Annotated in this window: 21 protein-coding genes and 1 rRNA gene; 17 read left to right on the forward strand and 5 right to left on the reverse strand. The window is 31.6% G+C overall.

Features of this window, described 5'->3' with window-relative positions; genetic code table 11:
• Positions 1-289: 289 nt before the first annotated feature.
• From BR82_RS0105470 to BR82_RS0105480, 3 genes are all read right to left on the reverse strand, one after another.
• A complete protein-coding gene (locus BR82_RS0105470; RefSeq protein WP_027089372.1) occupies positions 290-2,023 on the reverse strand; it encodes an ABC transporter ATP-binding protein in 1,734 nt (577 codons plus the stop codon).
• A complete protein-coding gene (locus tag BR82_RS0105475) occupies positions 2,016-3,776 on the reverse strand; it encodes an ABC transporter ATP-binding protein (RefSeq protein ID WP_034864208.1) in 1,761 nt (586 codons plus the stop codon). The genes BR82_RS0105470 and BR82_RS0105475 overlap by 8 nt, the downstream gene beginning before the upstream one ends.
• 75 nt (positions 3,777-3,851) lie before the next feature.
• Positions 3,852-4,487, reverse strand: coding sequence for a TetR/AcrR family transcriptional regulator (locus tag BR82_RS0105480; protein WP_034864211.1), 636 nt, complete (start codon positions 4,485-4,487; stop codon positions 3,852-3,854).
• Between the two features lie 434 nt (positions 4,488-4,921).
• Here BR82_RS0105480 and fucO point away from each other — a divergent pair, with 434 nt between their 5' ends.
• From fucO to recA, 5 genes are all read left to right on the forward strand, one after another.
• Positions 4,922-6,067 carry a lactaldehyde reductase gene (gene fucO, locus BR82_RS0105485; protein ID WP_027089375.1) on the forward strand — a complete coding sequence of 382 codons (1,146 nt, stop codon included), beginning with the start codon at positions 4,922-4,924 and terminating at the stop codon, positions 6,065-6,067.
• 249 nt (positions 6,068-6,316) lie between these two features.
• The gene (locus BR82_RS0105490; protein ID WP_027089376.1) at positions 6,317-7,321 is read left to right on the forward strand and encodes a helix-turn-helix domain-containing protein; all 1,005 of its coding nucleotides are present in this window, start codon (positions 6,317-6,319) and stop codon (positions 7,319-7,321) included.
• Entirely contained in the window at positions 7,321-7,914 is a 594-nt protein-coding gene (pgsA, locus tag BR82_RS0105495; RefSeq protein ID WP_027089377.1) for a CDP-diacylglycerol--glycerol-3-phosphate 3-phosphatidyltransferase, read from the forward strand. Before BR82_RS0105490 ends, pgsA begins: the two co-directional genes overlap by 1 nt.
• Positions 7,914-8,372: a CinA family protein gene (locus tag BR82_RS0105500; protein WP_027089378.1), complete on the forward strand. Its 459-nt coding sequence runs from the start codon at positions 7,914-7,916 to the stop codon at positions 8,370-8,372. Before pgsA ends, BR82_RS0105500 begins: the two co-directional genes overlap by 1 nt.
• Positions 8,373-8,409: 37 nt before the next feature.
• Entirely contained in the window at positions 8,410-9,429 is a 1,020-nt protein-coding gene (recA, locus tag BR82_RS0105505; protein ID WP_027089379.1) for a recombinase RecA, read from the forward strand.
• A gap of 82 nt (positions 9,430-9,511) precedes the next feature.
• Here the strand turns inward: recA and BR82_RS0105510 are convergent, their stop codons facing one another.
• Positions 9,512-11,692, reverse strand: a complete 2,181-nt coding sequence (locus BR82_RS0105510; protein ID WP_027089380.1) for a DNA topoisomerase III — start codon at positions 11,690-11,692, stop codon at positions 9,512-9,514.
• A 297-nt stretch (positions 11,693-11,989) separates the two neighbouring features.
• Here BR82_RS0105510 and rny point away from each other — a divergent pair, with 297 nt between their 5' ends.
• From rny to miaA, 10 genes are all read left to right on the forward strand, one after another.
• Complete coding sequence (rny, locus tag BR82_RS0105515; protein WP_027089381.1) at positions 11,990-13,546, forward strand: ribonuclease Y; 1,557 nt, start codon at positions 11,990-11,992, stop codon at positions 13,544-13,546.
• 44 nt (positions 13,547-13,590) lie between these two features.
• A complete protein-coding gene (locus BR82_RS0105520) occupies positions 13,591-14,370 on the forward strand; it encodes a TIGR00282 family metallophosphoesterase (RefSeq protein WP_027089382.1) in 780 nt (259 codons plus the stop codon).
• A 46-nt stretch (positions 14,371-14,416) separates the two neighbouring features.
• Positions 14,417-14,677, forward strand: coding sequence for a stage V sporulation protein S (locus BR82_RS0105525; RefSeq protein ID WP_024721439.1), 261 nt, complete (start codon positions 14,417-14,419; stop codon positions 14,675-14,677).
• Between the two features lie 178 nt (positions 14,678-14,855).
• On the forward strand, positions 14,856-16,298 hold the full coding sequence (gene miaB, locus BR82_RS0105530; protein ID WP_027089383.1) for a tRNA (N6-isopentenyl adenosine(37)-C2)-methylthiotransferase MiaB: 1,443 nt from the start codon (positions 14,856-14,858) through the stop codon (positions 16,296-16,298).
• Positions 16,282-16,617 carry a YlbF/YmcA family competence regulator gene (locus BR82_RS0105535; protein ID WP_027089384.1) on the forward strand — a complete coding sequence of 112 codons (336 nt, stop codon included), beginning with the start codon at positions 16,282-16,284 and terminating at the stop codon, positions 16,615-16,617. The genes miaB and BR82_RS0105535 overlap by 17 nt, the downstream gene beginning before the upstream one ends.
• 75 nt (positions 16,618-16,692) lie before the next feature.
• Positions 16,693-18,207 (forward strand): IMP dehydrogenase, encoded by a 1,515-nt coding sequence (locus tag BR82_RS0105540; protein ID WP_027089385.1) that lies wholly within the window; start codon positions 16,693-16,695, stop codon positions 18,205-18,207.
• Between the two features lie 84 nt (positions 18,208-18,291).
• On the forward strand, positions 18,292-18,786 hold the full coding sequence (gene cotE / locus BR82_RS0105545; protein ID WP_027089386.1) for an outer spore coat protein CotE: 495 nt from the start codon (positions 18,292-18,294) through the stop codon (positions 18,784-18,786).
• 75 nt (positions 18,787-18,861) lie between these two features.
• The gene (gene mutS / locus BR82_RS0105550) at positions 18,862-21,375 is read left to right on the forward strand and encodes a DNA mismatch repair protein MutS (protein ID WP_027089387.1); all 2,514 of its coding nucleotides are present in this window, start codon (positions 18,862-18,864) and stop codon (positions 21,373-21,375) included.
• Between the two features lie 5 nt (positions 21,376-21,380).
• Positions 21,381-23,207 carry a DNA mismatch repair endonuclease MutL gene (mutL, locus tag BR82_RS0105555; RefSeq protein WP_027089388.1) on the forward strand — a complete coding sequence of 609 codons (1,827 nt, stop codon included), beginning with the start codon at positions 21,381-21,383 and terminating at the stop codon, positions 23,205-23,207.
• Positions 23,207-24,121 carry a tRNA (adenosine(37)-N6)-dimethylallyltransferase MiaA gene (gene miaA, locus BR82_RS0105560; protein ID WP_027089389.1) on the forward strand — a complete coding sequence of 305 codons (915 nt, stop codon included), beginning with the start codon at positions 23,207-23,209 and terminating at the stop codon, positions 24,119-24,121. The genes mutL and miaA overlap by 1 nt, the downstream gene beginning before the upstream one ends.
• A gap of 183 nt (positions 24,122-24,304) precedes the next feature.
• Here the strand turns inward: miaA and BR82_RS0105565 are convergent, their stop codons facing one another.
• Positions 24,305-25,573 carry a replication-associated recombination protein A gene (locus BR82_RS0105565; protein ID WP_027089390.1) on the reverse strand — a complete coding sequence of 423 codons (1,269 nt, stop codon included), beginning with the start codon at positions 25,571-25,573 and terminating at the stop codon, positions 24,305-24,307.
• A 75-nt stretch (positions 25,574-25,648) separates the two neighbouring features.
• Here BR82_RS0105565 and dtd point away from each other — a divergent pair, with 75 nt between their 5' ends.
• Together dtd and BR82_RS0105575 are read left to right on the forward strand one after the other, a co-directional pair.
• Positions 25,649-26,098, forward strand: coding sequence for a D-aminoacyl-tRNA deacylase (gene dtd / locus BR82_RS0105570; RefSeq protein ID WP_027089391.1), 450 nt, complete (start codon positions 25,649-25,651; stop codon positions 26,096-26,098).
• A 290-nt stretch (positions 26,099-26,388) separates the two neighbouring features.
• Positions 26,389-26,471, forward strand: a 16S ribosomal RNA gene (locus BR82_RS0105575); the annotation flags it as partial.

Here is a 26,471-nt window from a genome sequence, read left to right on the forward strand (position 1 = left end):
TCTTATTGGCTAGAAACTGTTTTTTGATAGTGTCGCTTTTACTTAAAATAGTATCTATCTTATCAAAACGAGATTTTGTAATATAGGGTTATTGGTATTATTAGAGGATTGATTGATAATAAAATTGTAGATAGATTGGATGGCATGTTGATTTATATTATGATTGAAATAAGTAAATTGATGAATGCAAATTATAACAAGTTTAAGATATATTATTTATACTTTTATCATAAAAAAACTGGTTAATTACAAGATATAGCTTGTATTATCCAGTTTTATTTTATTCAATTTATAATTTCCATCCCGAAGCTATTTCTCTTGAATTTATAAATTTTTGATAAATACCTGGTTGTGCAATTAACTCCTGATGTGTTCCGTATTGAACGATTTGTCCATTATCTATAACTATGATTTGATCAGCATTTTGTACAGTCTTTAATCTATGAGCAATCATAAAGATTGTTTTTTCTTGAGTAAGGGCTTCAATAGCTGTCATCAATTCTTTTTCATTTTCTGGATCAATATTTGCTGTTGCCTCATCTAAGATAATGATAGGAGAGTCTTTCATAATTGCTCTAGCAATAGAGATTCTTTGCTTTTCACCACCAGATAAACTAGCTCCGCCTTCACCAATAATAGTATCATATCCATCTGGTAATGCCATAATAAAATCATGACAACATGCTTTTTTAGCAGCTTCCTTGACACGTTCTATAGAAGCATCAACTTGACCAAAGCGGATATTATTAGCAATCGTATCTTGAAACAAATAAACATTTTGAAAAACAAAACTAAAATTTTTCATTAAACTGTCCATACTGTAATCTTTCACATTTCTTTGTCCAACACTGATACTTCCTTGATCAACATCCCAAAATCTTGCAATCAAATGACATAAAGTTGTTTTTCCGCTGCCGCTAGGTCCTACAATAGCTGTTGTTGTTTTTTGAGGAATATGAGCAGTGATATGATTGATGATTTTTTTATTATCATAGGAAAAAACAATATTTTCTATATCTACATTATAATTATCAGGAATAATGTCTTCGCCATCAATATCCATTGCAGGAAGATCAAGAATCTTTTGTGCTTTATCAACACTTAAATCAACTGTACGTAATAATGAAGAATAGCTGCCTGCTTGTTCAAGACTTGAAAAAATCATAAATGAACAAATCATCATACCTATACAAATAAGAAGGTCCATACTTCCTTGAAGATAAAAATAAATAGAAAATAAAGCAATAGCCACCCCAGTTAATTTAATAATTAAATTTTGTATAGTTAAATAAGGAATAAAGGTCATTTCTAAATCAGTATTACACTTAGAATTTTCATCAATAGCTTGATTTAAGGCTTTAGACATTTGACCAGTCAAATTATAACTTTTAACTTCACTGATTCCTTGAATATATTCAATAACTTTTTCAACAACTGCTGTATCTGTTTTCAATTTTTGAGGAGAAATTTTTTGACTGCTTTTTTGCATCATTTTATTAATCAAAAAGAATAAAAAAATTCCCAGCAAACAAAGTAAACCAATACGATAATCATAAAACAAAACCATAAATGTAATCATAAAAGTTGTAATAATCCCCTGTGTTGTCAGCATAATCACACGAGTTGCGACATCAGCTAAATTTTCCATTGTATTAGTTGTTACAGAAGTAATATAACCTAAACTGTTTTTATTAAAATATCCCATTGGTAAATAACGCAAATGTTCAGCAATCTCTATTCTTTTATTAGCAGCAGTCCCATAACCAGCTTCGCATTGTAAAATTGTTGAACGATATTTAACAATAGAACCAATAATAATACTACAAAGGAGTATAATGAAGCTTTGTAAGATAACATCCATTGTTAATGTATGATTGAGAGCCGCTTGTAAAACAAGCATAATAGCAGGAATTTTTAAAGCTTCCATAAAGGCTAGAATAATACCATTAACTAACGAACGATAAAATTTATGCTTATTGACTGTCCCGCAAAATGCAAAGAACTTTTGAAAAATTTTAAGCATGAACTATTTCTCCTTTCTTGACATCTTTAACAGAAATATGTGATGCCCACATTTTTGCATAAAGACCTTGTTTATTTAAAAGTGCTTGATGTGTGCCAGTTTCAATCACTTGACCATCATCTATAACATAAATCTGATCAGCATCAGCAATCGTTGAAAGACGATGGGCAATAACGATCAAAGTTTTTCCAGCAACAAGTCGAGCGACCGATGCTTGAATAAGTGCTTCATTTTCAGGATCAGTATAGGCTGTTGCTTCATCAAGAATAACGATAGGCGCATTTTTCAACATTGCTCTAGCAATTGCAATACGTTGACGTTCACCACCAGAAAGATGTCCGCCAGCTCCCCCAACAATCGTTTCATAACCATTTTCTAACTGCATAATAAAATCATGACAGCCGCTTTTTTTAGCAACTTCTTCAACTTCCAAATCACTGGCATTAGCTTTACCCATACGTATATTTTCACGAATCGTTGTATCAAATAAATAATTATCTTGTGATACGTAAGCAATCTGTTGATTATAATAATCTAAAGGTATTTCATTAATATTGATGTTTCCTACAGATATACTTCCTGATTTGACATCCCATAAGGAAGCAATCAACTTAGCAATCGTACTTTTTCCAGAACCGCTAGGACCAACAAGAGCAGTGACACTGCCTTCTTTAATAGACATATTGATACCATGAAGAACTTCTTGTTCATGATAAGCAAAATATACATTTTTTAATTCAATATCATAATTTTGAATTTTTTGTGTTTGTTTAAGGGGTCTATCAATATCCTGCCATTTTAAAACATCAACCACTTCTCCAACGATCGTTTTCATTTTTCCAATATCATCTGAATAAGACATTACAGTAATCAATGGAGCAATCAAACCTAATGATAAAATAAGACATAAGATAAAATGAGGTAAAGATAAAGAACCATTCATCATGAAATAAGCACCTATAGGTAGAACAGAAATTGTTGTACATGGAGCTAATACCATTGCTATACTGAAAAATACATTACAGCGACGCATCCATTCAATATAACAATCCGCTCCTTCTTTAGCAGCAATCTTAAATTTTTCATAAGAATTTTGAGCTTTTCCAAAAGCTTTGATTACTTCGATACCATTAATATATTCAACAGCAGTATTATTTAAGATCTTTGTTTTTTCTACAGTATTTTTAAAACTTTTTTCATATCCAATCATCATTCCCATATAACAAATCAAACCAAGAGGCAGACTGATTAAAGAAACAAGAGCCATACGCCAATCAATAAACAACAAATAAATAAAAACAATGAATGGTGCTAATAAATTGGCAGTAAATTCTGGTAGGACATGTGCTAACGTCGTTTCAATACTATCAATTCTTTCCACGATAATATTTTTTAATGAACCAGTTGGCATATCTTTGACTTTTCCTAAAGGAACTTGTGATAATTTTTGACAAACAAGTTTTCTCATATTTCCTAAAACCTGAAAAGTTGCTTTATGAGATGATGATGTAGAAAGACTATGAAAAACAACTTTCCCTAACCAAAAAATACTCATTATTAAACCATCTTTTAAATAAACATGAAATTCTTTCACTCCAGCAATGAGCTTACTGACAACATCTCCCATAATGAAATAAGGCACGAGGCTACAGGCAACACCACATATTGCCAAAATAACACTTGTTATATAAAGTTTTTTATATGGATTGGCAAATTCAGCCAAATAACTAAGTATAGATTTTTCTTTTTGCATATTATCCCTCCTGTAGTTAGCTAAAGCTAACCCATAACCATTTTTTTGAGAAACTATAAAAGTTTCTCATCAATACTATTTTTGCTTTGTTTTTAAAAAATCTAAATCAAATAATTCAGACCATCCTGCCGAATAAAATCGTCTTAACTGTATGACATATTCATTGGCTTCCTCTTTAGGCATATCATGAATAACAGTTTCAAACATCGCTGAAAATAATCCACTTGCGATAATATGAATAAGATTTTTATTGATGTGTTTGACATGATAGCCAGCCTTTTGAAGTGTTTCTAAATATTTGTACGTTGAATCAACTTCTCTTTCTACCAATTGATGAATAAAATTGGCATAGGGAGTTCCTTCAGAATGTTCTAAGATCAAATGAAAAGCATCAAGATGCTCATAAATATAATCAAGCATTTTTTGAATACAATCTGAAGACGTTTCATACATCATATCGGTTTGATGATCAGCTGGCATTTTTTCAAACTGATCAATCGTCGTATTAAATAAATTCAAGATATATTCAGCGTGTTTATCAACAAGTGCTTGAAACAAGGCTTCTTTACTATTGTAATAGCGATACATTGCTCCTGTTGTGACACCAGCATTTTTTACGATTTGACGTAATGAAGCATTAAGAAAGCCTTTTTCCATAAACTCTTGTAAAGCACAATTTAAAATCTTATCTTGAGTTGACAGTTCATCCATTAGAAAGATCCTCCTTAAAAATAACAGTGTTAGCTAACACTGTTATTTTATGACTGATAAAAATTATTGTCAATACTTTTTGTTAATAATATGAAAAGTAGTTATAACGGTTTGATTTTTCAAATTCAAAAAAAATAAATATAAATGATATTTGAAGAGTTCTCCGTTGATTTATTCTTGAATTTGATTATGAAATAAAGTTATGAAAAAATCAGTGATTCAAATGGGTGGATATTGTAAAGGTCAAAAAGACACTTGAATAAGAATATATTGATAACTGAATAATAGCCATTGATAACAGCTGCATGAGAACTATGCGACAGTTATACATAACCATTTTATAAAATGTGACATTTGCTTATATCTGTAACTTGTTTTTTATTTCACAAGAATGATAAAATATAGATAATAAAACAAAGGAGATGTAATAAAAAATGGCAAACAGATTTGTATTAAACGAAACAAGTTATCATGGAAAAGGTGCAATTGAAGCTATCCCTACTGAAGCAAAAGCAAGAGGATTTAAAAAAGCTTTAGTTTGCTCTGATCCAGATTTACTTAAATTTGGAGTTACTAAAAAAGTAACAGATTTATTGGATAAAGAAGGATTGGCATATGAAGTTTATTCAGATATTAAACCAAATCCAACGATTGAAAATGTTCAACATGGTGTCAAAGCATTACATGATGCTGATGCTGATTATATTATTGCGATTGGTGGAGGATCATCAATGGATACTGCAAAAGCAGTAGGTATTATTGATAAAAATCCTGACTTTGCTGATGTAAGAAGTCTTGAAGGTGTTGCAGATACTAAAAACCCTTGTACACCGATCTTTGCAGTACCTTCAACTGCTGGAACTGCAGCTGAAGTTACTATAAATTATGTTATTACTGACGCTGAAAAGAACAGAAAAATGGTATGTGTAGATGTACATGATATTCCTGTTGTTGCATTTGTTGATCCAGATATGATGTCAACGATGCCTAAAGGTTTAACTGCTGCAACTGGTATGGACGCATTAACTCATGCAATTGAAGGTTATATTACTAAAGGTGCTTGGGAATTATCAGATATGTTCCATATCAAAGCAATTGAAATTATTGCAAAATCATTAAGAGGAGCAGTTGACAATACTCCAGAAGGTAGAGAAGGTATGGCTTTAGGTCAATATGTTGCAGGTATGGGATTCTCTAACGTAGGTTTAGGATTAGTTCACTCAATGGCTCACCCACTTGGAGCTTTATATGACACTCCTCATGGTGTTGCAAATGCAATTATCTTACCAACAGTTATGGAATATAACGCAGAATATACTGGAGAAAAATATAAAGATATTGCTGAAGCAATGGGTGTAGATACAACAGGTATGACTCAAGTTGAATACAGAAAAGCAGCTGTAGATGCAGTTAAACAATTATCTCAAGATGTTGGAATTCCGGCAGACTTAAAAGAAATCGTAAAAGCTGAAGATTTAGATTTCTTAAGTGAATCTGCATTAGCAGATGCCTGCTGTCCAGGTAATCCAAGAGATACAAGTGTAGAAGAAATCAAAAAATTGTATGAATCTTTGTTATAATAATTAAAATATTGCTGAATAGATTTAAATCTATTCAGTTTTTTTTTATAAAATATTTTTTGTTAACTTAAAGTTAATAAAAAAATATTATTATTTATAGGGAATAATAGAATTAAAGAGATGATGTATAAATTTTAAAAATCTTTCATAAAATAAATGTGATTAGGTTATTGTCATTAATAATAATTATGATATAATTTAGATGTTTATTATGGGTTTTTTAATTAAATAGAAAAAGGAGGATAGCTCATGGAAAGTATTAGCGAACATGTAAAAAGAGAGCGTGAAGCTAGAGGAATTACGTTAGAGGAATTAGCTAAAGGAACATTTATTTCTGTAGCTGTCTTGAAGGATATAGAATCAGGAGCATTTGATAAATATAAAGGCGATGAATTGTATTTAAAGATGTATTTGAGAAAAATTGCCAAGTATTTAGGAATGGAAGAAAAAGAATTAGATGCTGAGTTTGAAGCATTGACTCAAGAGATACAATTAGAACAAATAAATCAAAGTAAAAGGAAAAAACGATCTGATGAAGAAAATAAAAAAAATGTAACTATTTCTGGGAAAGTTAGTGATACATTTAAAGATTTGAAGGGTGCTAAACCCAAGAAACCAGTTCCCAATAAAAGAGTTTATGAAGATCGCTATTTGATGAGATATTTTAAATATGCTTTGGTTGTTTTGGTTTGTGTAGCGATTATTTTTGTGGTTTGGTATTCAATCGTTGCAAGTAAATCACCAAGTGACGATAATGGCTTTAAAGAGAATAATACGCCAACTGTTGAGGGAAATAATGAAAGCGGCACTCAGGATACAGATGATTCTAATGATACAAATGATAACAAAGATAACAAGGATGATAATAAAGATGATGGACAAACTGCAGCTAATGGTGTGGAAATAACTAAAAATGGAAAGCTGGATTATAGTTTTAAATTAGCTGATGGAGAAGAAAAAATTAAATTTAAGGCTGAATTTGTAGGGCGTACATGGTGTCAATTAAAAGTAAATGGGGCAGAGTATGAGGGATTCAAGAGTGGAATTTATAATGATGCTAATAAAAGTAATTCATTAGATGCAGCTCCTCAAACTGTCGAATTAGAATTCGATGCAGGAACTTTTGAAAATTTAGATTTAAGAATTGGATATTTCATGGGACATCGTTTTTATATCAATGATGAATTATTAGAAATTGATCCAAGTGAATATAACGGGGGTAGTGAAACCCTTAAGATAACGCAGGTGAAATAATGAATTTACCTAATAAATTGACAATTACAAGAGTGCTGTTAGTACCATTATTGATTTTAATATATATGTTTCCTTATGATACGGCAGGAATTAATGTTCCTGTCTATCATGTCTTACAAACAGATATTGCCCTAACAAATATTATTATATTGATTATTTTTATAATTGCTTCAATCACTGATTATTTTGATGGACAAATAGCCAGAAAAAATAAATTAATTACTACTTTTGGTAAATTTGCTGATCCAATTGCTGATAAGTTATTAATCAATACAATTTTTTTACTATTAGCAAGTGATGGTACGATCAACATTATTATTCCAATAATCATGATATCTCGGGATACGATAGTTGATGCTATTAAAATGTCTGCAGCTAGTAAACAAGTAGTAGTTGCAGCTAGTAAATTAGGAAAATTAAAAACAGTTAGTCAAATGATTGCTTTAAGTTTTTTATTAATAAATAATTTTCCTTTTTCTGCATTGAACATTGACGTTGCTACAATTTTAGCATGGGTAGCGACAATTATATCAGTTATCAGTGGAATCGATTATTTTATTAAAAATCAAGAAATGCTTACGGAGACAATGTGATGGATGAATTAGCTAAAGCGTTAATAAAATATAATATTAGTATATCTAGTGTAGAAAGTTTTACAGTAGGTAATTTTGCTGCAATGCTAGGAAGTATTCCTGGCATTTCTAAGGTTTATAAAGGAAGTTTAGTAACTTATCAAAGTAAAACAAAAGAAAGGTTACTAGGAATATCTCACGAAGTAATCGAAAAATATGGTGTAGTAAGTAAAGAAATAGCTTCTTTAATGTGTATTAATGGAAAACAAATATTAGATAGTGATATATGTGTGTCTTTTACTGGTAATGCTGGACCAGATGCGATGGAAGAAAAACCGGTTGGTCTGGTATATATTGGTATTTTATACGAAGGTGTAAATATTTATGAATTAAAGTTAAAAGGGACCCGTGAAGAAATTCAACAACAGGCAATTGATTTTGTAATTAGAAAATTAATTGAAAAAATTAAAGTAAATTAGCAATTTTGAAAGTATATAATAGTAGGAGGGTAAGTAAATGGCAGAAGCAAAGACAAAAGAAAATAAAGAAGAAGCTAAAAAAGCTCAGGCATTAGATGATGCTATTAAACAAATTGAAAAAAAGTATGGAAAAGGTTCTGTAATGAAACTAGGTGATCGTGCTGCTGTTAGTGTTGATGTGATTCCTACAGGATCTTTAACTCTTGATTTGGCACTTGGAATCGGTGGATATCCTAAAGGGCGTATAATCGAAATATATGGGCCTGAATCAAGTGGAAAAACAACTTTAACTCTTCATGCTATAGCTGAATGTCAAAAACAAGGAGGTCGGGCAGCATTTATTGATGCTGAACATGCTATCGATCCTGTTTATGCACAAAGTTTAGGTGTTAATATTGATGAATTAATTTTATCACAGCCGGATTCTGGTGAACAGGGCTTAGAAATTGCGGAAACATTGGTTCGTTCTGGTGCAATTGATTTAGTTGTGGTAGATTCTGTAGCAGCATTAGTTCCTCAAGTTGAATTAGATGGCGAAATGGGTGATGCTCAAATGGGATTACAGGCACGTTTGATGTCTAAAGCATTGAGAAAAATTGCAGCTGAATTAAATAAGTCTGAATGTACAATAATTTTTATTAATCAGTTAAGAGAAAAAATTGGTGTTATGTTTGGTAATCCTGAGACGACAACAGGTGGTAGAGCTTTGAAATTTTATTCTTCGGTTAGAATAGAAATTCGTCGTGGTGAAGCAATCAAACAGGGTACAGATATCGTTGGAAATAAAACTAATATCAAAGTTGTGAAAAATAAAGTGGCTCCACCTTTTAAAACGACACAGGTAGATATTATCTATGGTAAAGGAATTTCACGTGATGGCGAAGTACTAGATTTAGCGGTAGAAAAAGATATTGTTGAAAAAAGCGGTGCCTGGTATGCATATAAGGGCGATAAGATCGGTCAAGGACGTGAAAATGCTAAAAATTTCTTAAACACACATCCAGAAATCATGGAAGAAATTACGCAAACTATTATTGATTCTTTAGAACAGGCATAAAAGATTAAAATCAAATTCTTAATTTTTTATTAAATTATAAGATATGATCTTTAATAAAATAGTTCTTATCAAATGATAAGAACTATTTTAATTCATTTTTAAGATTTAATAGGGCAGCAAATGGTGAATCTTCAACATTTGTTTGTTGCCTTTTTTGTTGTTGTTGTAAATATTTTTTTACATCATTTCTACGTGCTGACTGCTGCTTGTTTTCGCGTTCTTTTTTAAAGGCGTTCATATGTTGACGATAACCACATGTTTTACAAACAAACAGCTGTTTATCACCTTTACCAACTAGTTCAAGTTTTTTATGACAGTTTGGGCATCTAGCGTTAGTAATAATTGAAAGTGTTTCACGATGTTTACAATCAGGGTTTGAACATACTAACATTTTACCTTTTTTACCATTTACTTCAAGCATTAGTTCGCCGCATTCAGGGCATTTTTTAGAAGTTAGATTGTCATGTTTGAACTTAGCTTCACTAGTACTGATTTCTGTAATTAAATCTTGAGTATATGTTTTGATTTCATTAATAAATACATTTGATTTCTGCTTGTTTTTAGCGATTTTTGCTAGTTCCATTTCCCATTTAGCAGTTAACTCAGGTTCTTTTAAATCTTGCGGTACTAATTGTAATAGCTGTTTACCTTTTCCGGTGACTCTAATATCATTGCCATGTTTTTCAATTAAAAAAGTATTGAAAAGTTTTTCAATGATATCAGCTCTTGTTGCAACAGTCCCTAAACCACCCGTATTTTTTAATGTCGTATTAATTTGTTTTGAGGAGCTGTTTGTATATTGAGTTGGATTTTCCATTGCTGATAATAATGTCGCTTCATTAAAATATGCTGGTGGTGTTGTTTGACCAGTAGTTTTAGTAAGCTCATTTACGGTTAAAATTTGATTTGGTTTTAATGATGGTAATGATTGTTCGTCATTATCTTCATCTTCGATTTGACCATAAACTTCTTTCCAGCCGATCTGTTTTTCGATTTTCCCTCGAGCAATAAATTTTTCTTGATTGATAGAAGCTTTAATAACTGTTTGTTCATAAAGATATGGGGGAAGTAAAACAGCTAAAAAACGTTTTAAAACTAGTTCATAAATTTTTAGTTCTTTATCGGTAAATGAACCTAGCATAGCTGGCTGTTCTGTAGGAATAATAGCGTGATGATCACTAACTTTGCTGTTATTTACAAAATGAGCTTGCTTTTTTATTGGGTTAGCTAAAATTTTGTTGATTATTTGATCATAATACCCACCCCGACTAGCTTCAAGACGCTCTTTTAAAGTTGGAACAATATCATCTGTTAAATAACGTGAATCAGTTCGAGGGTAAGTTAAAACTTTATGGTATTCATAGAGATCCTGCATGATCGATAATGTTTCTTTAGCTGAAAAGCCATAAAGTTTGTTAGCGTCTCTTTGTAATTCGGTTAAATCATATAATTGGGGAGCATATTTCTTTTTTGTTGTTTTATTGATTTCATTGATTTTTAAAGGTTGTTTAGAAAGATCATTAATTATTTGATCAATCTTTTTTTCATTAAAAAGATATGTTTCGTTTTTGTTTGAGTGCCAGGACCAGTTAATATCACCAGTTGCTGCTTTTATGCCGTAAAAATTACGAGGAACGAAATTCTTGATTTCTTCTTCTCTTTTAGCAATCATAGCCAAGGTTGGAGTTTGAACACGACCACAGGCTAATTGGGCATTATATTTGCAAGTTAAAGCTCGAGTAGCATTGATGCCGACTAACCAGTCAGCAATGCTGCGACTATATGCACTATGATATAAAGCATCATAATCATGAGCATTTTTAAGATTTTTAAAACCTTCTTTAATAGCTTTATCAGTTACTGAAGAAATCCATAACCGCTGCATTGGTTTTTTTATATGAGCTTTATTGATGATCCAGCGAGCTACTAATTCTCCTTCTCTTCCAGCATCAGTTGCAATAACGATGCTATTGACATCATTACGATTCATTAGATTTTTAACTGCATTATACTGTTTTGTTGTTTGTTTAATGACAACAAGCTGCATTTTTGAAGGAATTATCGGTAGATCGTTAATATCCCATTTTTGATAATGTTTGTCATATTTTTCAGGATCGGCTAAAGTGACAAGGTGTCCTAAAGCCCATGTTACAATATATTTATTACCTTCCAAACCGCCGTTGACGTTTTTATTGCAATTAAAAACACGTGCAATATCACGCCCTACTGATGGTTTTTCGGCCAAAATTAATGTTTTTGCCATGTTATTACCTCATTTCTTAATTATTTTATCATATCATCTAGTATTATGTACATTACTATTTTAAAATGATACCGCTATCTTTTTTGCTTGATAAAATCAAAGATATTTTAATTCTAATAAAATTTCTGCGTATAATCAACAAAAAATTGCTCAGGATACTTAAAGAAAAAAATTAAGTAAAAATAGTTTTCATTGTAAATAAAGTGAAAATATTATACAATACTATTGTGCTTTTTGGCACAATGAATGCATATATTCATAAAAATAAACTACATAGAAGAAAATGGAGGGCAAATAATGTCAGGAATTAATGCCGTTTCTATTTTAACCTATGTTCTAGCTGTAGCTTTAGGTTTTTTTATTGACTATTTCATTAATAAACTAAAAATATCTAAAGCAAACGTAAGTGCTGCAAAAATTATAGATGAAGCAACTGTTAAAGCAGATAATCTTGTTAAAGAAGCAATTTTAGATGCTAAAACAGAAGCTTATGAGTTAAAACTACTTGCTGAAAAGGAAGCAAAACAGCAAAGACAAGAGATTAATGAACTTGAAAATAAACTTTTACAAAGGGAACAGACAATTGATCGAAGAGATATTGCTGTTCAGGGAAGAGAATATGTTTTAGCGCAAAAAGTAGTACAATTAGACGAAAGAGAAGCCAGAATAGGGAAACTAGAAGCTGAATTAAAAGAAAAAATTGATGCCAAAGTTGGCGAATTAGAGAAAATTGCTGCTATGTCAGCAAATGAAGCTAAGCAAGAATTGTTCAAACAAGTTGAACAACAAACTGCTACAGAAATGACGGCTTATATTAAAGAACAGGAAGAGGAAGCAAAATCAAAAGCCAGTATGCTTTCTCGTGATATAATTGCAAATGCAATTAATCGTTATGCTCAAGAAGAAACAGTAGAAAGAACAGTTTCGGTAGTTGCTTTACCAAGTGAAGAGATGAAGGGAAGAATCATTGGACGCGAAGGCCGGAATATTAAAGCAATCGAACAAACTACGGGAGTAGATTTAATTATTGATGATACTCCGGAAGCGATTACAATTTCATGTTTTGACCCTGTTCGTCGTGAAATTGCAAGATTATCATTAGAAACGTTGATTCGTGATGGACGAATTCAGCCAGGAAGAATTGAAGAAGTTGTTCAAAAAACAAAAAATGAATTAAATGAAGTAATTAGAAAAACTGGTGAGGATGCAATATTTGAATTAGGTATTTCTAGAATTGATAAAGATATCGTGATGATGTTAGGAAAACTTAAATATCGTACTAGTTACGGTCAAAACGCCTTACAGCATTCTTTAGAAGTAGCGCATTTGGCTGGAATCATGGCAGCTGAATTAGGGTTGAACCAGCAATTAGCACGACGGGCCGGATTATTGCATGATTTAGGAAAAGCAATTGATCATGAAATGCAGGGAAGCCATGTTGAATTAGGTGCTAAATATGCTAAAAAACATGGTGAACATCCAGTGGTCGTAAATGCAATCGAGTCACATCATGGTGATGTTCCAGCAACTAGCGTTATTTCAATTTTGGTAGCTGCTGCTGATACTTTAAGTGCGGCTCGCCCAGGAAGTCGCAGTGAAACGATTGAAAATTATATTCAACGTTTAGAAAAACTTGAAGAGATGGCAAAAAGTTTTGATGGTGTTGATCGTGTGTTTGCAATTCAAGCTGGACGTGAAATTCGAATTGTCGTCAAACCGGATAAAGTTGATGATTTAATGTCACATAAAATTGCTCGAGATATTAAAACGAAGATTGAAGAAGAACTTACATATCCAGGGCATATCAAAGTTACAGTGATTCGTGAAGTGCGGGCTAGTGAAATAGCTAAATAAATAGGATAGGCTAAGCCTATCCTTTTATATGAAAGGGAATGAAAATGAAAATATTATTTATTGGAGATATATTTGGTGAAATCGGTCGCGAGATGGCAGCTGATTATTTGCATCGGCTAGTTAAAGATCATCAGATTGATTTTGTTATTGCTAATGTTGAAAATACCAGTCATGGAAAAGGCTTGTTAAAAAGGCATTATGATGAGTTACAATTTCTAGGAATTCAGGCAATGACGATGGGAAATCATACTTTTGATAAAAAAGAATTATATGATTATATTGATGAAGCAGATAAATTGATTGTTCCAGTCAATCAGCCTAAAGTGTTACCGGGAGTTAAATCACGAGTATTTAATGTTTTAAATAAAAAGGTACGAGTGACCAATGTTTTAGGATCAGCTTTTATGGATAATCGGAATGGTAATCCTTTTGAAGTTATTGATGATTATTTAGGGTTATCTCAAGATATTCATATTATTGATTTTCATGGAGAAACAACAAGCGAGAAGATAGCTTTTGCTCATTATGTTAAAGATCGAGTTAATGGTGCTGTTCTAGGTACTCATACCCATGTGCAGACAGCTGATGAAAAAATAATTGATGGGAAATTAGCTTTTATTAGTGATGTAGGGATGACAGGGCCATATATGAGTGCGATTGGCTGTGACTTAGATGCTATTGTAACAAGATTAAGAGGTTTTGGATCACCTTTTGTGGTAGCGAAAAGTACGGGACAATTATCAGGGGTAATTTTAACTTTTGAGGGAAATGTGCCAGTAAAAATCGAAAGAATATTAATTAATCAAGATCATCCTTATATTTAGGTATAATTTCTTTGTGTTTTCATATAGTTGATTAGGAGGCAAAAATATGGAAACAATCAAAGTATCATCATCGTCTAGCCCTAATAGTGTTGCTGGGGCTATTGCTAGTATGATTAGAAATGAATCTAAATTACAGATTCAAGTTATTGGTGCGGCAGCTTTGAATCAAGCGATAAAAGCGGTAGCTATTGCTAGGGGATATATTATTCCTACGGGAAATGAAATTGTTTGTATTCCTTCATTTCATGATTTGATCGTTGAGGATAAGGAAATTACAGCGATTAGATTGTTATTGGAATTAAAGTGATTTATTAGCTGTGATAAAAATAAGAGATAATGCTTAAATTAAGGCCTAAATTTTATATTTATAAGATGGTTTTAAGTTTAGCTGAATGGATTTTTAGATATAAGGACATTCAGTCCTTATTTTTTTGTGGAAATATTGATGATTTATGTATATAATATGTTAGAAAAGTGGTGAACAAATGAAAGATTATAGTAATTATTTTAAAAAACCTTCATTAAATGAAGCAAAGAGAAGAAGTCGTGATCAAGTAAGGCGATATGATGATGCTTATCATGTTCCTTTAGATATGGTTAAAGCTGGTATTGGAAAAAAATATTATATTCAAACATATGGTTGTCAAGCCAATGAAAGAGATAGTGAAACATTATCGGGTATTTTAGAAAGTATGTCATATCAGCCAACAACAGAAATCAAAGAGGCTGATGTAATTATTTTAAATACATGTGCAATTAGAGAAAATGCTGAAGAAAAAGTGTTTGGTAAAGTTGGATATGTGAAGAATTTGAAAAAAACTAATCCGGATTTAATTTTTGCAATGTGCGGCTGTATGGCGCAAGAAGAAGTTGTTGTCAATCGAATCTTAGAAAAACATCCTCATGTAGATTTGATTTTTGGAACACATAATATCCATCGTTTACCAGAATTACTAAAAGAGGCGCTTTATAGTAAGGAAATGGTTGTTGAAGTCTGGTCTAAAGAAGGCGATGTAATTGAAAATGCTCCAGTTCGTCGTGAAAAAAAATACAAAGCATGGGTAAATATTATGTATGGCTGCAATAAGTTTTGTACATACTGTATTGTCCCTTATACTCGGGGTAAAGAGCGTTCACGTTTGGCGAAAGATATTATCAAAGAGGTAGAAGGGTTAGTTGCTGATGGTTATCAGGAAATTACTCTTTTAGGACAAAATGTTAATAGCTATGGTAAAGATCTAGGTGATGATTATAGCTTTTCAAATTTACTTGAAGATGTAGCTAAAACAGGAATTCCGAGAATTCGTTTTACGACAAGTCATCCTTGGGATTTTAGTGAAGAGATGATCAAAATCATTGCTAAATATGATAATATTATGCCAGCAATTCATTTACCGGTACAATCAGGTAACAATGAGGTGCTAAAATTAATGGGACGTCGTTATAGTCGTGAGCAATATCTTGAGTTATTTCACAAAATTAAAGAATACATTCCAGATTGCACAGTTACAACGGATATTATTGTGGGATTTCCAAATGAAACTCATGAACAATATTTAGATACTTTATCACTATATCAAGAATGTGAATATGATTTAGCTTATACGTTTGTTTATTCTCCGCGAGCTGGAACACCAGCAGCTAAAATGGTTGATAATGTATCGAGTGAAGAAAAAGATCAGCGTTTGTATAAATTAAATGAGATCGTCAATGAAAAAGCGTATAAACAAAATCAGCGGTTTTTAAATGAAGTTGTTGAAGTGTTAGTTGAAGGGACTTCAAAAAAGGATGATTCAATGTTGACTGGGTATACAAGACATCAAAAGCTGGTTAATTTTAAGGGTAATTCAAAAGATATTGGAAAGATCATTAAAGTAAGGATTACTGAAGCTAAAACATGGGCATTAAAGGGTGAAGCAATTGAATAGTTTTGACTATGCTAAAGAGTTAAATGATTATTTACTAAATCTTGAAGTGATCAAAGAATATCAAAAATATGAACGGTTGATCGATCAAGATAATGAAATCAAAGAATTAGAATTAAAAATAAAAGCTTATCAAAAAAAAATCGTTAATCAAAAAGCTGATCAGGATGAAACAGTTGTAAAAACGATTGATGAATATCAAAAGTTAAAGGCTGAGTTTGAAAATAATCCGATAGTTGTTAATTATCTTTATTTAAAAGAAGAAGTAAATGAGATTTTACAATTTATAAATAGTTACATAAATGGACAATTATTAAAATAAGGGTTGACTTAACTGTTGATCCTATTTATAATTTATGAAAATCAAACAGAAAAAATGAAGAAAAGGAGACGCAAAATGGCATATTTTTTTGATGAACCATCGCATACATTTAACGAATATCTTTTAGTACCAGGATATTCATCTACAGAGTGTCAAACTAAAAACGTTAGTTTAAAAACCCCTTTAGTTAAATTTAAAAAAGGTGAAGAACCAGCATTATCATTAAATATTCCTTTAGTTTCAGCAGTAATGCAGGCAGTATCTGATGATAAAATGGCAGTAGCCCTTGCAAGAGAAGGTGGGGTATCATTTATTTATGGATCACAAACGATCGAAGATCAAGCAGCTATGGTTAAGCGCGCAAAAACTTATAAAGCAGGTTTTGTACCAAGTGATTCTAATCTAAGTATTAGTGATACATTGGCTGATGTTATTGCTTTAAAAGAAAAAACTGGGCATTCAACGATGGCGGTAACAGAAGATGGTAGTGCTAATGGTAAATTATTAGGAATCGTAACGGGTAGAGATTACCGTGTTTCAAGAACTGGATTAAATACAAAAGTTACTGAATTTATGACACCGTTTGATAAATTGATCTGTGGTCATACGGGAATTACTTTAAAAGAAGCAAATGATCTTATTTGGGATAACAAGCTTAATGCTTTACCAATTATTGATGACGATCAAAAATTAGCATATTTTGTTTTTAGAAAAGACTATGAAACAAGAAAATCTAATCCAAATGAGTTATTAGATGATTCAAAACGCTATGTTGTTGGAGCGGGAATCAATACTCGTGACTATGCTGAACGAGTACCTGCTTTAATAGAAGCGGGTGTAGACGTATTATGTATTGATTCATCTGAGGGATTTACAGAATGGCAAAAAATTACAATTGACTGGATCAGAGAACATTATGGTGATAATGTTAAAGTCGGTGCTGGAAATGTCGTTGATGCTGAAGGATTTAGATTCTTAGCTGAAGCTGGGGCTGATTTTGTTAAAGTTGGTATTGGTGGTGGATCTATCTGTATCACTCGTGAACAAAAAGGAATTGGACGTGGTCAGGCAACAGCAACGATTGAAGTAGCTAAAGCTCGTGATGAATATTTTGAAGAAACTGGAGTTTATGTGCCAATTTGTTCTGATGGTGGAATCGTTCACGATTATCATATGACACTAGCATTAGCAATGGGATCAGATTTTATTATGTTAGGTAGATATTTTTCAAGATTCGATGAATCACCAACTAATAAGGTAAGTATCAATGGTCAGTATATGAAAGAATACTGGGGTGAAGGTTCGGCTCGAGCTCGTAACTGGCAGCGTTATGATATGGGTGGTGATGCAAAACTTTCATTTGAAGAAGGTGTTGATTCATATGTACCATATGCTGGTAGCTTAAAAGATAATGTGGGATTAACCTTAAGTAAAATCAAATCAACAATGTGTAATTGTGGGGCTTTAACTATTTCTGAGTTACAGAAAAAGGCTAAAATTACACTTGTATCTTCAACTAGTATTGTTGAAGGTGGTGCACATGATGTTGTTTTGAAAGACTCATCATCAGGAAATGGACATCAAAATTAGAAGATACAGTCAAGTATCTTCTTTTATTATTGAGTTTTTTGGACATTTTTTTAGATTCTTGCATATATTAAAATAGGTGAGAACATGGCAAATAATATTCGTGAAATTATTACCCAGGCAGTTATTGCTAAAGGGAAAAAAAGAACTCTTAATAAATATCCATTTGTAATTGAAAATTATGACAAAATTCTTGGGTGCTGGATTGCAAATCATCGCTATAATGCTACCTTTAAAAAAGGACAGCCGATCGTTTTAGGAACTTTCGATGTCCATTTATGGTATAGTTATAATGATGACAGCAACGTTTTAAAACAGACAGTAAGTTATATGAATGAATTGGATCTAGTTAAAAAAGAGAGTCGAGACTTTAATGAGAATGATGAATTAATGGTTGTTTGCAATCGCGAACCAAAATGTATCAGTGTAAATAAAACTGATGAATCGGTTTTGATTGAAATTGAAAAAGAAATTTCTTTAAGTGTGATTGGTAAAACAACAATGAAAGTAGAAACAAAGAATGAAAAAGAGTCATGGGATGAAATTGATAATATTACTGTTGATGAAAATTTTATTAAATGAAGGCGTAAGCCTTTTTTCTTTTGTAAAGAGTTGTGTTATAATGTGATAGTAATTTTTTAGAAGTGGAGTTAGTATATGAAACCTAAATATAGTCCAATGATGATGCAGTATTTATCGATAAAAGAAGAAAATCAAGATTCAATCGTAATGTTTAGACTAGGCGATTTTTATGAAATGTTTTTTGATGATGCTATTCTTGTTTCTAAAGAGCTGGAAATAGCATTGACGGGCAAGAATGCCGGTGTGGCGGAAAGAGTGCCAATGTGTGGCGTACCATATCATTCAGCTGCCAGTTATATTCAAAAGTTAGTTGATAATGGTCACCGAGTTGCAATCGTTGAACAATTAACGGAACCAGGTAAAAAAGGAATCGTTGAACGTGGTGTAGTTCAAATTATTACACCAGGGACAATATTTGATGAATCATTGACAAATAATAGAAATAATTATATTGCAGCATTAGAAGAATTTGATTTTAATTATACATTAGCTTTTTGTGATATCTCTACCGGCGAATTTAGTGTTGTTAATATTGATAAAAAAGAAAAACTTTTATTAAATCAACTGCAGTCAATGGCGGTTAAAGAGATAGTTTGTTTGTCTAATCAAAGTTATGAATTTGATGATATTTTATTATCGCCATTTGATAATGATAAGTATAACGAAAAATACGATAAGATATTTAGTAAGATCAAAGATTTAAAACAGATAAAAACAGCATCTTTATTATTAAATTATTTATTAGATACCCAAAAAAGGGAATTAGAGCATCTTCAGGTAATTGAAGAAATCAATAATGATGATTTTTTAACAATGGATATGTATACCAAAAAAGCTTTAGAGTTAACGATCAATACTAAAAATAATGATAAATATGGAAGTTTATATTGGCTGTTAGATCAGACAAAAACAGCAATGGGTTCAAGATTGTTGAAACAGTGGATCGAACGACCCCTAATTAATCAAGCACAAATCGAAGAACGTTTAGATATAGTCGAAATTTTTACTAAATACTTTATTCAAAGAGAAAGTGTTAAAGAAATTTTGAAAGATATTTATGATCTTGAAAGGCTGTCTTCACGAATTGCTTTTGGCAATATAAATGCTCGAGATTTAAAATGGATCAGCAGTTCTTTAAAGGTTTTACCGGAATTAAAAGCCCAATTAGTTTCTTTAGATGAACCATTACTTGATGAATTAGCTAACAAACTAGTTGATTTAAAGCATATAACAGAACTAATTGATAATGCTATCGTTGACAATCCACCTTTAACAGTAAAAGAAGGTGGGATCATTAAAGATGGTTTTAATGAAGAATTAGATGAATTAAGATATATTCGTGATCATGGGAAGCAGTGGCTAGCAAACTTTGAACAAAAAGAGCGTGATAAAACGGGAATCAAGGGATTAAAAATTGGGTATAACCGGGTTTTTGGCTACTATATTGAAGTAACAAAAAGTTATTTATCATTAATAAAAGATGAGTTTAACTATACTCGTAAACAAAGTTTAGCCAATGCAGAGCGATTTGTGACCCCTGAATTAAAAGAAATGGAATCAAAACTATTAAGCGCCCAAGATAAAATGGTCAAGCTTGAATATGTCTTGTTTACACAAATCAGAGATTACATCAAAAAAGATGTTCATATACTTCAAGATGTGGCAAAAGTCGTTGCTAAAGTCGATGTTTACCAATCAATGGCTGTGATTTCAAGTGAAAATAGCTATGTTCGGCCAATATTTAATCAAGAGAAGATTTTCAAAGTCGTTGATGGGCGTCATGGCGTTATTGAAAGAGTAATGGCTCAAGGAACTTATGTATCTAATGATGTTGAAATCGATCATGATCATCCGGTTTTATTGATTACAGGTCCTAATATGGGTGGTAAATCAACTTATATGCGCCAAATTGCATTAATTGCTTTAATGGCACAGATTGGTTGTTTTGTACCATGCAGCGAGGCTAATATCCCGATTTTTGATCAAATTTTTACGCGTATCGGAGCTAGTGATGATTTGATTTCGGGTCAGTCGACATTTATGGTAGAAATGCTCGAAGCTAATAATGCTTTACGCTATGCAACGGAAAATTCATTGATTATTTTCGATGAAATTGGACGTGGGACAGCAACTTTTGATGGTATGGCTATTGCCCAGGCAATGATTGAATATATTGCTAGTTCAATCAAATGTATTACTTTATTTTCGACTCATTATCATGAATTAACATTTTTAGAAGAAAAAGATCTCGGAATCAAAAATGTTCATGCAAGTGCTTCGATAAAAAATGATGATTTAGTATTTTTATATCGCATCAAGCCAGGACGCTCAAATAAATCATATGGAATCAATGTTGCAAAACTAGCAAAATTACCAGATGTTATCTTAAATCGTGCCAATGTTTTATTAGAAGCATTGGAAGAAAATAATATTGAACATCATTTAAGTGATGAAACCTTAAAAGAAGTACCAGTGGTTTCAACAAGTGTTGTAGAAAAATATCTTGATGGTATTGATCCAATGACATTGTCGCCTTTGGATGCTTTATCAACATTGATAGAATTAAAGAAATTAAATGAAAGCAGGTGATATGTTTGCAAAAAATTAGACAGCTTGATGATGTTTTAGCCAATAAGATTGCAGCGGGTGAGGTAATTGAACGACCTGCCAATGTTGTAAAAGAATTAGTTGAAAATAGCATTGATGCAAATAGTAGTAAAATAGATGTTATTATTGAAGAAGGCGGTCTGAATTTGATTCAGGTCATTGATAATGGTGAGGGAATGATCAAAGAAGATGCTTTATTATGTTTTAGTCGTCATGCGACAAGTAAAATCAAAGATGATCAGGATTTGTTTTGTATTCAAACTTTAGGCTTTCGTGGTGAAGCAATTCCTTCAATTGCGTCAATTAGTAACTTTGAATTAAAAACTAGTATTGGTGAAAAAGGAACGACAGTAAATTATCAATATGGTAAATATATTAAATGTGAGGATAGTGATTGTAAAAAAGGAACTAATATTAAAGTAAAAAAATTATTTCAAAATGTTCCCGCTCGGTTAAAGTATGTTAAGTCGATCAATGCTGAATTTGCTAATATTCAAACATATTTAGAGCGCTTATCACTTTCGCATCCCCAAATTGCCTTTTCATTAGTGCATAATGGAAGAATGATTTATAAAACTAATGGTAATGGTAATTTATTAGAAGTTATTTCTAATGTATATGGACTAAATGTGGCGAAAAATATGATTGCAGTTGATTTTGAAGATGATGAATTTCATGTTACCGGTTATATATCAAAGATAGATATTAATCGTGCCAGTAAAAATCATATCGTGACAATGGTCAATTCCCGAATCGTTAAAAATAAAATCACAGTAGACAGTATTAATAATGCTTATCGACGCTATCTTGCTGATAAACGTTTTCCTATTGCAATCGTTAATATTGAAATTGATCCTTTTTTAGTCGATGTCAATGTTCACCCATCTAAATTGGAAGTCCGTTTTTCTAAAGAGATGAAACTTAAAGAGTTAGTATACCAGGGAATTAGTGATGCGCTAGCTAAAATAAATTTGACATATGAAGCTCCAGTGTTAAACAAACCAAAATTTGTTCCTGATTTAACACAGGTAGAACTTGATCTAAGCTATGAAAATGATCCATCTATAAATACTGAAAGAACTAATGTTGAAAGTTCAAAAAAAACAGTTTATCAAGAACAAGTTTTTAACGACAGTAAAGAAGATTTAAAAATAGTTGCCGAAAATAAAGATGACTATATTATCCCTGATCAACAAATAATTGAAACCAAAGTCGAACCAAGAGAGAAACTGATGAAAAAGAAATTGTTTGTCAAAGGTCAGATTCATGGAACTTATATTATTTGTGAAGATGAAACGGGAATGTATATTGTTGATCAACATGCAGCTCAAGAACGGATCAATTATGAATATTATTTAGAAAAATATCAAAATCTTGATTTATCGATGCGTGATTTGTTAGTACCGATTACTTTAGAATATCCTTTAAGTGAATTTTTGATTATTGAAGAAAGAAAAGAAATGTTAGCACAGTTAGGAATTAATTTAGAGGTTTTTGGTAGTGGCAGTTATGTGATCAAACAGTTACCGTTATGGATGCAAAATATTGATGAGCATGTATTTATCGAAGATATGGTAACGCAATTATTAAATGATAATAAAGTTGACGTAGTTAAATTACAAGATCATGCAATTGCAACATTAAGTTGTAAAGCATCATTAAAAGCCAATACCCATTTATCAAACGAAGGAATGCAAAATATAATTGATAATTTAATGCGTTGTGATAATCCCTATGTTTGTCCCCATGGCAGACCAACGATCATTTACTATTCTACATATGAAATTGAAAAATTATTTAAGCGGGTAGGATAATGGAAAAAGTAATCGTAATAGTTGGACCAACAGGGGTTGGTAAAACAAAAATGGGGGTAGCGCTTGCTAAATATTTTAATGGTGAAGTGATTAGTGGTGATTCAATGCAGATTTATAAAACGATGGATATTGGAACGGCAAAAGTAACCGTTGATGAAATGGAAGGCATTAAACATCATTTGATTGATATTAAAGAGCCTACGGAAAGTTATAGCGTTAAGGATTTTCAAGATGAAGTTAGGCTAAAGATCAAAGAAATCAGCAGTCGTGGCAAATTGCCGATTATTGTTGGAGGAACAGGACTGTATATAAAAGCAGCTCTTTATGATTATGAATTTGGTGAAAGCCAAATGGATCATCAAGAGTATATAAATAAATATCAGGATCATACTAATGAGCAATTATATGATTTATTACTTAAAATTGATGAAGTTAGTGCTAAAGAATTACATCCTAATAATCGCCAGCGGGTACTTCGGGCAATTGCAATATATGAAAGTACCGGAGTGAAAAAAAGCGAGACTTTAGCTAAACAAAATCATGAATTGATTTATGATGCTAGATTTATTGGTCTTACTTTAGAACGAGATGTATTATATGAGCGAATCAATCAAAGGGTGGATTTGATGATGGAACAAGGTTTATATCAAGAAATTGAAAAATTGATGAAAAAAAATTATTCTTCTTCTCTTCAGAGTATGAAAGCGATTGGTTATAAAGAATGGTTTGCATATTTTCAAGGAAATCAAAGTCTTGAAGAAACTCTAGAGTTGATTAAAAAGAATTCTCGAAATTATGCTAAAAGACAATATACATGGTTTAATAATCAATTACCTGTAAAATGGTTTAATGTTAATTTAAATGATTTTGATGAAACAATTAATATGGTAATTGATGATTTGAAAACTAGTTAATAATAAATAGAAAAAACATCAAGAGAAATCTAATTTGTATCTTTGATGTTTTTTATTTAATAATCTATTTATTTAAATATAATTCTAGCGTTTTCTATGTTTTTAAAAGATAATAGAAGGATTGAAAACTGATATGATATGAGTTTGTTTATGTTGATGATTTTATTAAGAATTAATAAAAAATTATTTATTTTTTTTCTGGTTTAATTTTTTTATATTACTAGTGCGTCCATGTTTTAAGATTCGTCGATAATTTTCTGCTAATGCTTTTTCATAATTACTTGTCATCCAGGGAATATAAAATTGCATATTACCTAGTTCTTGAGGAAGATATTGAATATATTCCCATAACTCAGGACGATCATAATCATATTTTTCATCATCTGCTAAACCGACAGGAGTTAAGCGTAAGTAATCAGGTGTTTTAAATGAGTGTTCATTTAAAGATGCCATAGCTCTATCGATGGCATTTTCACTTGATTTAGATTTAGGTGATAAACAAAGATCAATAATTGCACTGGCAATTGGAATTCTTGCTTCAGGAAAGCCAATCGTTTTAGCAGCTTGTAACGCAATAACAGTTCGCATACAGGCATTAGGATTAGCTAAACCAATATCTTCATAGGCAGTTGTAATCAAACGCCTTTCTAATGATTCAATGTCATTAGATTCGATTAGTTTTGCAAAATAATACATTGCTCCATTGGGATCACTGCCACGAATTGATTTTTGTAGACCGCTTAAAGTATCATAATAATTATCTTCGTCTTTATCATAGATGACATTAGTTTTAATAACAGCAGTTTTTAAATCACCTAAGGTGATATGATGATTCTCACAGACAATAGTACAAATTTCTAAACAGTTATAACCATATCTAATATCCCCGCTGCTCAATTTAGCGATACTATATAAAGCTTCATCTTCAATTGTATATTCGTTATTTAATCCATCAGGTGATGTCATAGCTTTATTTAAACCATCGATAATTTCTGCAGTTGTCAATGGTTTGACTTCAAGAATATGACAACGTGAGCGAATTGCTGGATTAATTGAGTGAAAAGGGTTAGCGGTCGTACATCCAGCTATTATTAATAAACCACTTTCCATATGAGAAAGAAGGTCATCTTGGCGAGCTTTGTTTAAACGATGAACCTCATCAATAATAACAAAAAGGCCATTACTTAACTTAGCTTCTTCAATAATGGCATCCATTTCCTTTTTATTTCCCGTTGAAGCATTAAAGATTCGATATGGTATGTTAAGATCATTAGCTAAAGCCATAGCAATAGTTGTCTTACCACAGCCGGGATTACCATATAAAATAATTGAAAAAGGATGATTTTTAGTTACAAATTTAGTTAAAATAGCTTTGGGACCAATTAAGTGTTGTTGACCAATGATATCAGATAATTTCTTAGGTCGCATTTTATTTGCAAGTGTAGATAACATATTAACTTCCTTTCGTTTTTAAAATCAGTTATAATAATTATAACATTTTTAGATATTGAAAGATAGGTGATTTAAATGAGATTAGTTATTCAAAAAGTTAGTCAAAGTAGTGTTAAAATCGATGGTAAGATAGTTGGAAAAATTGGAAAAGGCTACATGGTTTTAGTAGGAATTACAAATGGTGATGATAAGATGCTAGTTGAAAAAATGGTTGATAAATTGGTGAATTTAAGAATTTTTGAAGATGAAAACGATAAATTGAATTTATCATTATTAGATGTAAATGGCAGCATTTTGTCGATTTCACAATTTACTTTATATGCAAATTGTAAAAAAGGACGAAGACCAAGTTTTATAGATGCAGCTAAGCCAAATGTATCAAGTCCTTTATATGATTATTTTAATGAAGTGCTAGAAAAAAAAGGAGTTAATGTAGAACGAGGAGTTTTTGGAGCAATGATGGAAGTATCGCTAATAAATGATGGTCCGGTCACGATTATTTTAGATAGTAAAGAGATTTTTTAATGATGAACCTAGTTCATCGTTAAAAAAAGTAAAAAAAAGGCGAAAAAGGTATTTACAAAGAGGGAGAGATATGGTAAATTAAGGAAGCACTCAAGAGAAGGGTGAGAGAAGCCCGAAAGAGGAGAAAAAAAGTCAAAAAAAAGATTGACTAAAAAGAGAAAAGAGTGTAAGATGAGTAAGTCGGCGAAAGGAGCCGGAGAGATCATTGAAAACTAAACAGAATTAAGAAACACACGTCAAAGAAGAGAAAAAGAAGAGCTAAACAAACGAAAGATTGTAAAGATAAAGAGACAATGGAGAGTTTGATCCTGGCTCAGGATGAACGCTGGCGGCGTGCCTAATACATGCAAGTCGAACGCGGGCAGTAATGTCC

It is taken from the genome of Thomasclavelia saccharogumia DSM 17460 (assembly GCF_000686665.1).
GTDB classification, from domain to species: domain Bacteria; phylum Bacillota_I; class Bacilli_A; order Erysipelotrichales; family Coprobacillaceae; genus Thomasclavelia; species Thomasclavelia saccharogumia.

Coding starts and splice junctions, on each gene's coding strand:
- BR82_RS0105470 (WP_027089372.1), bottom strand. CDS start 2,023: ATGCTTAAAATTTTTCAAAAGTTCTTTGCATTTTGCGGGACAGTCAAT.
- BR82_RS0105475 (WP_034864208.1), bottom strand. CDS start 3,776: ATGCAAAAAGAAAAATCTATACTTAGTTATTTGGCTGAATTTGCCAAT.
- BR82_RS0105480 (WP_034864211.1), bottom strand. CDS start 4,487: ATGGATGAACTGTCAACTCAAGATAAGATTTTAAATTGTGCTTTACAA.
- fucO (WP_027089375.1), top strand. CDS start 4,922: ATGGCAAACAGATTTGTATTAAACGAAACAAGTTATCATGGAAAAGGT.
- BR82_RS0105490 (WP_027089376.1), top strand. CDS start 6,317: ATGGAAAGTATTAGCGAACATGTAAAAAGAGAGCGTGAAGCTAGAGGA.
- pgsA (WP_027089377.1), top strand. CDS start 7,321: ATGAATTTACCTAATAAATTGACAATTACAAGAGTGCTGTTAGTACCA.
- BR82_RS0105500 (WP_027089378.1), top strand. CDS start 7,914: ATGGATGAATTAGCTAAAGCGTTAATAAAATATAATATTAGTATATCT.
- recA (WP_027089379.1), top strand. CDS start 8,410: ATGGCAGAAGCAAAGACAAAAGAAAATAAAGAAGAAGCTAAAAAAGCT.
- BR82_RS0105510 (WP_027089380.1), bottom strand. CDS start 11,692: ATGGCAAAAACATTAATTTTGGCCGAAAAACCATCAGTAGGGCGTGAT.
- rny (WP_027089381.1), top strand. CDS start 11,990: ATGTCAGGAATTAATGCCGTTTCTATTTTAACCTATGTTCTAGCTGTA.
- BR82_RS0105520 (WP_027089382.1), top strand. CDS start 13,591: ATGAAAATATTATTTATTGGAGATATATTTGGTGAAATCGGTCGCGAG.
- BR82_RS0105525 (WP_024721439.1), top strand. CDS start 14,417: ATGGAAACAATCAAAGTATCATCATCGTCTAGCCCTAATAGTGTTGCT.
- miaB (WP_027089383.1), top strand. CDS start 14,856: ATGAAAGATTATAGTAATTATTTTAAAAAACCTTCATTAAATGAAGCA.
- BR82_RS0105540 (WP_027089385.1), top strand. CDS start 16,693: ATGGCATATTTTTTTGATGAACCATCGCATACATTTAACGAATATCTT.
- cotE (WP_027089386.1), top strand. CDS start 18,292: ATGGCAAATAATATTCGTGAAATTATTACCCAGGCAGTTATTGCTAAA.
- mutS (WP_027089387.1), top strand. CDS start 18,862: ATGAAACCTAAATATAGTCCAATGATGATGCAGTATTTATCGATAAAA.
- miaA (WP_027089389.1), top strand. CDS start 23,207: ATGGAAAAAGTAATCGTAATAGTTGGACCAACAGGGGTTGGTAAAACA.
- BR82_RS0105565 (WP_027089390.1), bottom strand. CDS start 25,573: ATGTTATCTACACTTGCAAATAAAATGCGACCTAAGAAATTATCTGAT.
- dtd (WP_027089391.1), top strand. CDS start 25,649: ATGAGATTAGTTATTCAAAAAGTTAGTCAAAGTAGTGTTAAAATCGAT.